Annotated in this window: 8 protein-coding genes; 3 read left to right on the forward strand and 5 right to left on the reverse strand. The window is 60.8% G+C overall.

Translation table 11 applies throughout. From position 1 onward, the window contains the following. Together EN964_RS23920 and EN964_RS23925 are read left to right on the forward strand one after the other, a co-directional pair. On the forward strand, positions 1 to 247 hold a 247-nt coding region (locus EN964_RS23920), incomplete at its 5' end, for a BA14K family protein (protein WP_164775957.1). Between the two features lie 97 nt (positions 248 to 344). Beyond that, positions 345 to 692: a DUF2934 domain-containing protein gene (locus EN964_RS23925; RefSeq protein ID WP_027035205.1), complete on the forward strand. Its 348-nt coding sequence runs from the start codon at positions 345 to 347 to the stop codon at positions 690 to 692. Positions 693 to 1,093: 401 nt separating this feature from the next. Here the strand turns inward: EN964_RS23925 and EN964_RS23930 are convergent, their stop codons facing one another. The 5 genes from EN964_RS23930 to EN964_RS23950 all read right to left on the reverse strand — a co-directional run bounded on the left by EN964_RS23930 (position 1,094) and on the right by EN964_RS23950 (position 4,708). Beyond that, the gene (locus tag EN964_RS23930; RefSeq protein WP_127272007.1) at positions 1,094 to 2,041 is read right to left on the reverse strand and encodes a DMT family transporter; all 948 of its coding nucleotides are present in this window, start codon (positions 2,039 to 2,041) and stop codon (positions 1,094 to 1,096) included. A 157-nt stretch (positions 2,042 to 2,198) separates the two neighbouring features. Next, entirely contained in the window at positions 2,199 to 2,561 is a 363-nt protein-coding gene (locus EN964_RS23935; protein WP_127268633.1) for a DUF6527 family protein, read from the reverse strand. After that, positions 2,558 to 3,970 (reverse strand): ThiF family adenylyltransferase, encoded by a 1,413-nt coding sequence (locus tag EN964_RS23940; RefSeq protein WP_236382736.1) that lies wholly within the window; start codon positions 3,968 to 3,970, stop codon positions 2,558 to 2,560. The genes EN964_RS23935 and EN964_RS23940 overlap by 4 nt, the downstream gene beginning before the upstream one ends. Then, entirely contained in the window at positions 3,955 to 4,368 is a 414-nt protein-coding gene (locus EN964_RS23945) for an E2/UBC family protein (RefSeq protein ID WP_127268632.1), read from the reverse strand. The genes EN964_RS23940 and EN964_RS23945 overlap by 16 nt, the downstream gene beginning before the upstream one ends. Positions 4,369 to 4,372: 4 nt before the next feature. Further along, positions 4,373 to 4,708, reverse strand: coding sequence for a multiubiquitin domain-containing protein (locus tag EN964_RS23950; RefSeq protein ID WP_127268631.1), 336 nt, complete (start codon positions 4,706 to 4,708; stop codon positions 4,373 to 4,375). Between the two features lie 157 nt (positions 4,709 to 4,865). On the opposite strand from EN964_RS23950, the gene EN964_RS23955 reads away from it, so the two are divergent. Continuing rightward, on the forward strand, positions 4,866 to 5,064 hold a 199-nt coding region (locus EN964_RS23955), incomplete at its 3' end, for a helix-turn-helix domain-containing protein (protein ID WP_164775958.1).

The following is a 5,064-nucleotide window of genomic DNA, read 5'->3' on the forward strand; positions in this document are numbered from 1 at the left end:
CTCCTACAGCGGGCAGCTGCGCCCCTGCATCTCGCCCTATCTCCAAGCCGCCGGTCAGGCTGTTTTGCCCGCCGCCGGCGATGGCGACGAAAACGGCGCCGGCCTGGGCGTCTACGTTGCCGACGATGGCGGCGCCGCACTTTCGGCCGACCATGTCGATTCCTGCTTCAGCCGCTACCGCTCCTACCGCCCGGAAGACAACTCCTACCAGCCCTATTCAGGCGGCCCGAGACGGCAATGCCAGTAGCCCCGCGCGCCGCCCGGCATGGCGATCCGATCGCGCGGATTTTCCGGAGCGTCCGCACTGGCGCGGCGTTCAACCCTGACCCCAAGGAGGACTGACCATGAGCGACGACCGGGACGACAGAATTCGTGAGCGCGCCTACCAGATCTGGGAACGGGAAGGCCGCATGCACGGCGACCCTGAGCGGCACTGGCACCAGGCCGAGGCGGAGATCGACCGCGAGTCGGCCCTGCCGCTGACGGCGGATGACGCGCTGCCCGAAACCGGCGAGATCGCCAGCTCCGACGTGCTGGAGGTCGAGGCGCTGGCGGTGCGCACCGGCATATCGGGCGACGAGGCGCAGGAACTGCTCGACCGCCTGGGCAATGACCGCGCGGCAATCGAGCAAGCCGCCCGCAGCCTGAAGGCCAAAAGGCGGCGAAACCCCGATGAGGGACTGGCGAAATGACCGGAAGCTGAGGACAGAACTACCGTTGCGAGGGCTGGCCGGTCACCCGGCCCGAAAGCCCGCGCCTCTGGCGGAGGACGCGGGCCGATCGGACGGCCGATCTTCGGCAGGCGATGGAGGGCACCACCTGCCGCACAGATCAACAATTAGCTCTAGCTAATGTTCCGTCAAGTTGGAACTGAATTTACTTTCGTTTGAATGTCGGCCTCCACCGCAAGTGCGCCGCTGGCCCGGGAATGCATGTGTCCGGCGGGCACCTTGGCTGACGTGGATAGGAATTTTTTCTTGACCGGTGAGGGCAGCTATGCTACATTTTTGCCTATGGTGCTGATTTGCGCCAGTGACCCGCCGCGCAGGCGGGTTTTTTGTTGCCCGCCGCACAGCCGTCACCCGCGAGATTTCTACGCCACGCGTGGTTGAGCCGGCCTGGGCTTGACCATTGTGGCGAGTACGATGCCGGCGACGATGAAGGCCGCACCGACCAGATCGTAATCGTGCAAGCCCTCGCCGAGCAGCAGATAGGCGAGCATGGCCACGAACACCGTCTGCAGGTAGAGCAGCATGCTCGCCCGGCTCGCGCCCAGCGTTTGCACGCTTTTGTTGTAGAGATAGTACATCAAGGCGCCGCCGGGACCTGCCAGATAGGCGAGTGCGAGAAGGCTGTCGACGTCCATGGCGGAGCGTTCGTCGTTGAACAATTCCCACACATGGAAAGGCAAGGCGACCAGCGCACCGGCGCCGAGCAGCAGCACGACCATCGGCAGGAGTTCGATGCCGAATTTGGCACGGCGCAAAAGCACGGTGTAGAGGCCCCAGCAGAACGCGCTGCCGACGATCCACAGCTCGCCGGCGTTGAGCTTGAGTTGCAGCAGCGCCGTCAGGTTGCCATGGGCAACGATGAAGATCATCCCGGCAAGCGCAACCAGGGCGCCAAGCGACTTCCACAGGCCGAGCGGCTCGCCAAGCACAAAACGGGCGAGCACCATCGTCATGACCGGCGACAGCGCCATGATGATGCCGGCCGTGGTGGCGTCGGTGTCGTTGAGGCCGTGGTAGATCATACCTTGGCACAGCGTGAGGCCGATCGCCCCCACGGCGACGACCTCCACGGCGCGCGTTCGCAAAAGCCCGATCATCGCGTCGTGATGACGGTGCACGATCGGCAGCAGGATGGCGCAGGCCAGCGTCAGCCGCCAGAAGCAGAGGCCCCAGGGCGGCATTTCAGGCGCCACCCATTTGGCCGCGATATAGACACCAGCCGAAAGCAGCCAGCACAGCACGGCGGCCGGATAGCCGGTCAGGGAGACCACGGGTTGCGCGGCTTGATGCGCTATCGGCATTGCCTGCATGTCATGCCTCCCCCTTCGACGACCTCGGCCGGACGGGGCAACATAGCCTGTGTCGCTGGGTCGTGCATCCGTTTTGAAAGGCTGAGAAGGAAGCCACGCTCGGCCGTCCTATCTCTTCGACGGAGCGAGGAAGGGTAACGTCCATGGGATTACCAACCTATTGCAGCGTCGTCGTTTCCTTCACCCACTCGACACGGCTATGACGGAACCAGAAGTGAACACCGCAATCCTTTTTCCTCCAGACGGAGGGGTGCAGCGTCGCTGTGCCGTCTTCATGCCGCGTCACTTTCCAGCAGGGTCGCTCGTCGGGCAGCAGATTCATGTGAAGGATGTGGTCGTGACAGCGAGGGCAGAGCATTGCGGCTTGTTCTTCGAAGCCGTCTTCTTCGACAACGTAGAGGGTCTTCTTACGCAATTTTCCAGGGAGTGCGATCCGCACGACGATCGTCTTGTATGGTCGATCGAACCAGCGCCCCGGGAGCGAAAGCAGCCACGCCAGAAACTGAATCAGCCAGGTCATGTAGTCCGCTTTCCGAGCTCTGGTATGCCCAGAAGCGGGCGGACATCGCCGTGGCCCACTTTCGAGGACAGGATAGAGCATATTCCTACTTCGGGCTCGGTGATCAGTTCCATGCTGGCGAGGCTGAACGTAACGCTTGCATACTCCCGATTGACCAGCTCGCGGAACGGGTGAAGCCGGGCGAGGAATTCATCAACGGCAAGTGCCGCGGCCAGCATGTTTACGCTGATCACGGCGGGTCGGCGATTTGCGACACCTCTGATATAGCCGTCTTCGACCTGCAATAGATGCGCCTCGGGATCTGTGCGGCGTAGTCCCGCGGCCGACACGTCATCCATCGAGAACAGATCGCGGCTCATCAGCGACGAGCGGCCTGGCTGTAGGTAGTGGATCGTCCCGCACACTTCCCGAATCTGTCCGCGATTATACCCATCACGTACGGCGTCGAGCCTTATTCCGATGTCGAAGTAGGGGATGAGATACTGGGTTGCGATACAGTTCAGCAGGTAGCGTCCATCAACCGTGTCCATGCAACCGAAGAGCACATCGCATTGTCCAAGCGCACGGACGACGTCCGGGTCCCACAGATTTTGGGCCAGCCGAATGACTTTGGTGCCAACACCGGTTCGGTCGATGGCGTCGCCGATCACGTCGACTTTCTTCCGGCCCAGCCGGGCATCTTCCATTGTGGAGTTGATGATCCGATTGACGTTGCGATCTTCGATCGCATCATCATCGACGATGACAAGTTCGCCGACCCCAAGACGCATCAGCTGCTCGATCACAGGACTGCCCGTTCCCGAGCAGCCGATAACGCCGATGGAAAGCTTGCCAAGGCGTTCGATCGTGCCTTCGTCAAACGCTTGCGCATGCGAGGCGGCGAAACTCGGAACCTCGACGTTGCCGCTGTTCGGATACCAGAAGAGGAGGTCATCGCCCGCCACGCTGATGCAGCTCAAGGAACGCATGACGCCGTAGTCGAGCAGCACGCGGCCGAACATTTCACCAGAAGGCAACATGACCGCGCTGCCGTGCGGGATATTCGCCTCAACCCAGCCGCGGATCATCGGTAGAAGCCGGTGATCGCCGTCATCGTCGATGTCCGAGAATTCAGGATATCCGCCCGGATGGCTGTGCACCTTGATGATAGAAAGCCCCTTCTCGGTGGCTCTCTCCAGGATCGGCGCGATGTAATCGGGACTCCAAACCACGCGAATTGGCGAACGCTCAAGGCACTGATCGTATGGAACCTCATGAATTTCGCGTACCGTCAGCCGGTGCACGCGGTCACCGTTGCGGCGGCCACAAAGAAGAATAGCGACGGCTTCGCAGCCGTCGCCGGGGAAGAGGAAGCTCTTCAGATGAGCGTGCTGATCGCCCGATAGGGCGAGGCTCATTTTGCCGGGCATTTTTCGAACTCTCGCTCAAGCCATTCTTCCACGAGGAAGATATGCGTGCCCAAATTGTCGAAGCCGGGTTTCCACGGGTTCGCTCCCGTGCGGTGCCGCGACCAGCGCTGAAACGTCTTTCCGTCCAGGGCCTGCCGTGCTTCCGTGCGCCCGATCGGTTGCCCGTCGATGCGCTGGAGTCCGGGATAGAAGTAAACCATATCGAGCTGGGCATGCGGATAGCCGGATTCGATCCGGATCGCCGCTATGACCTTGTCATGGTCGTAGCCCTTGGGCACGGGAAAGTCGTGGATAAGCACCCATGGCGATCCGTCGATGATGGTCTCCCACGGACGCTCATACTGCTGGAGGAACGCCTCGTCCTCCTCCCCGAGTTCAAAGTTGCGGCGCAGGGACATCTTGTCAGCCCTCCGTCTGGTCGCGGGGCAAGGCCTTGAACTTTTCGATACCCTTGCGGCGCAGGTCGATAGGTTCGTGCAGCCCGATCTTCTCGGGGCGCTCGCCCGCCATTTTGAGGCGGAGCGTATAGTCCTTGGCGGGCAGGAGACCCGCCAGCGTCAGGATTTCCTCGCCGGTCGGATTCGGCTTCAGGATGACATACGGCTTGCCGTTGACCTGCAGCCGGTATCCTTTCGCGAGCGGGGGCTGCTTGCCAAGCTTGGCGTATTCCTCGAGGTCGATGATGTCGTCGAGGACCTGTTCTTCACCGGGATCGATCCCGTTCTCGTGGGTATCCATTTTTATGTTCCTTCAAGTGGCGATGCCGATCCCTTTGCCGGCAACTTTCTGCATACTAGCAGAAGCTTGCTAAGAACGTCAAGCAGAAATTAGCACGCTTGACAGACTGAGCAAAAAGTGTTATAATCCGAAAGGAATCAAACGGTTATGGTGAAGAATGAATAACACGATTGAACGAAAAACTGAACTGAAGGCAAGCCTTGGGCAGTATTTGGCCTCGATTCGTGAAGACCGCGGCATGAAACTGCGGGAGGTCGAAACAGCCACAAAACGCGAAGTCTCGAACGCGTATTTGAGCCAGATTGAGAACGGCAAGATCAAGAAACCGTCGCCCAACGTGCTCCATGTTCTCGCGC

It is taken from the genome of Mesorhizobium sp. M7A.F.Ca.CA.001.10.2.1, from assembly GCF_003998575.1.
In the GTDB taxonomy this organism is placed as follows: domain Bacteria; phylum Pseudomonadota; class Alphaproteobacteria; order Rhizobiales; family Rhizobiaceae; genus Mesorhizobium.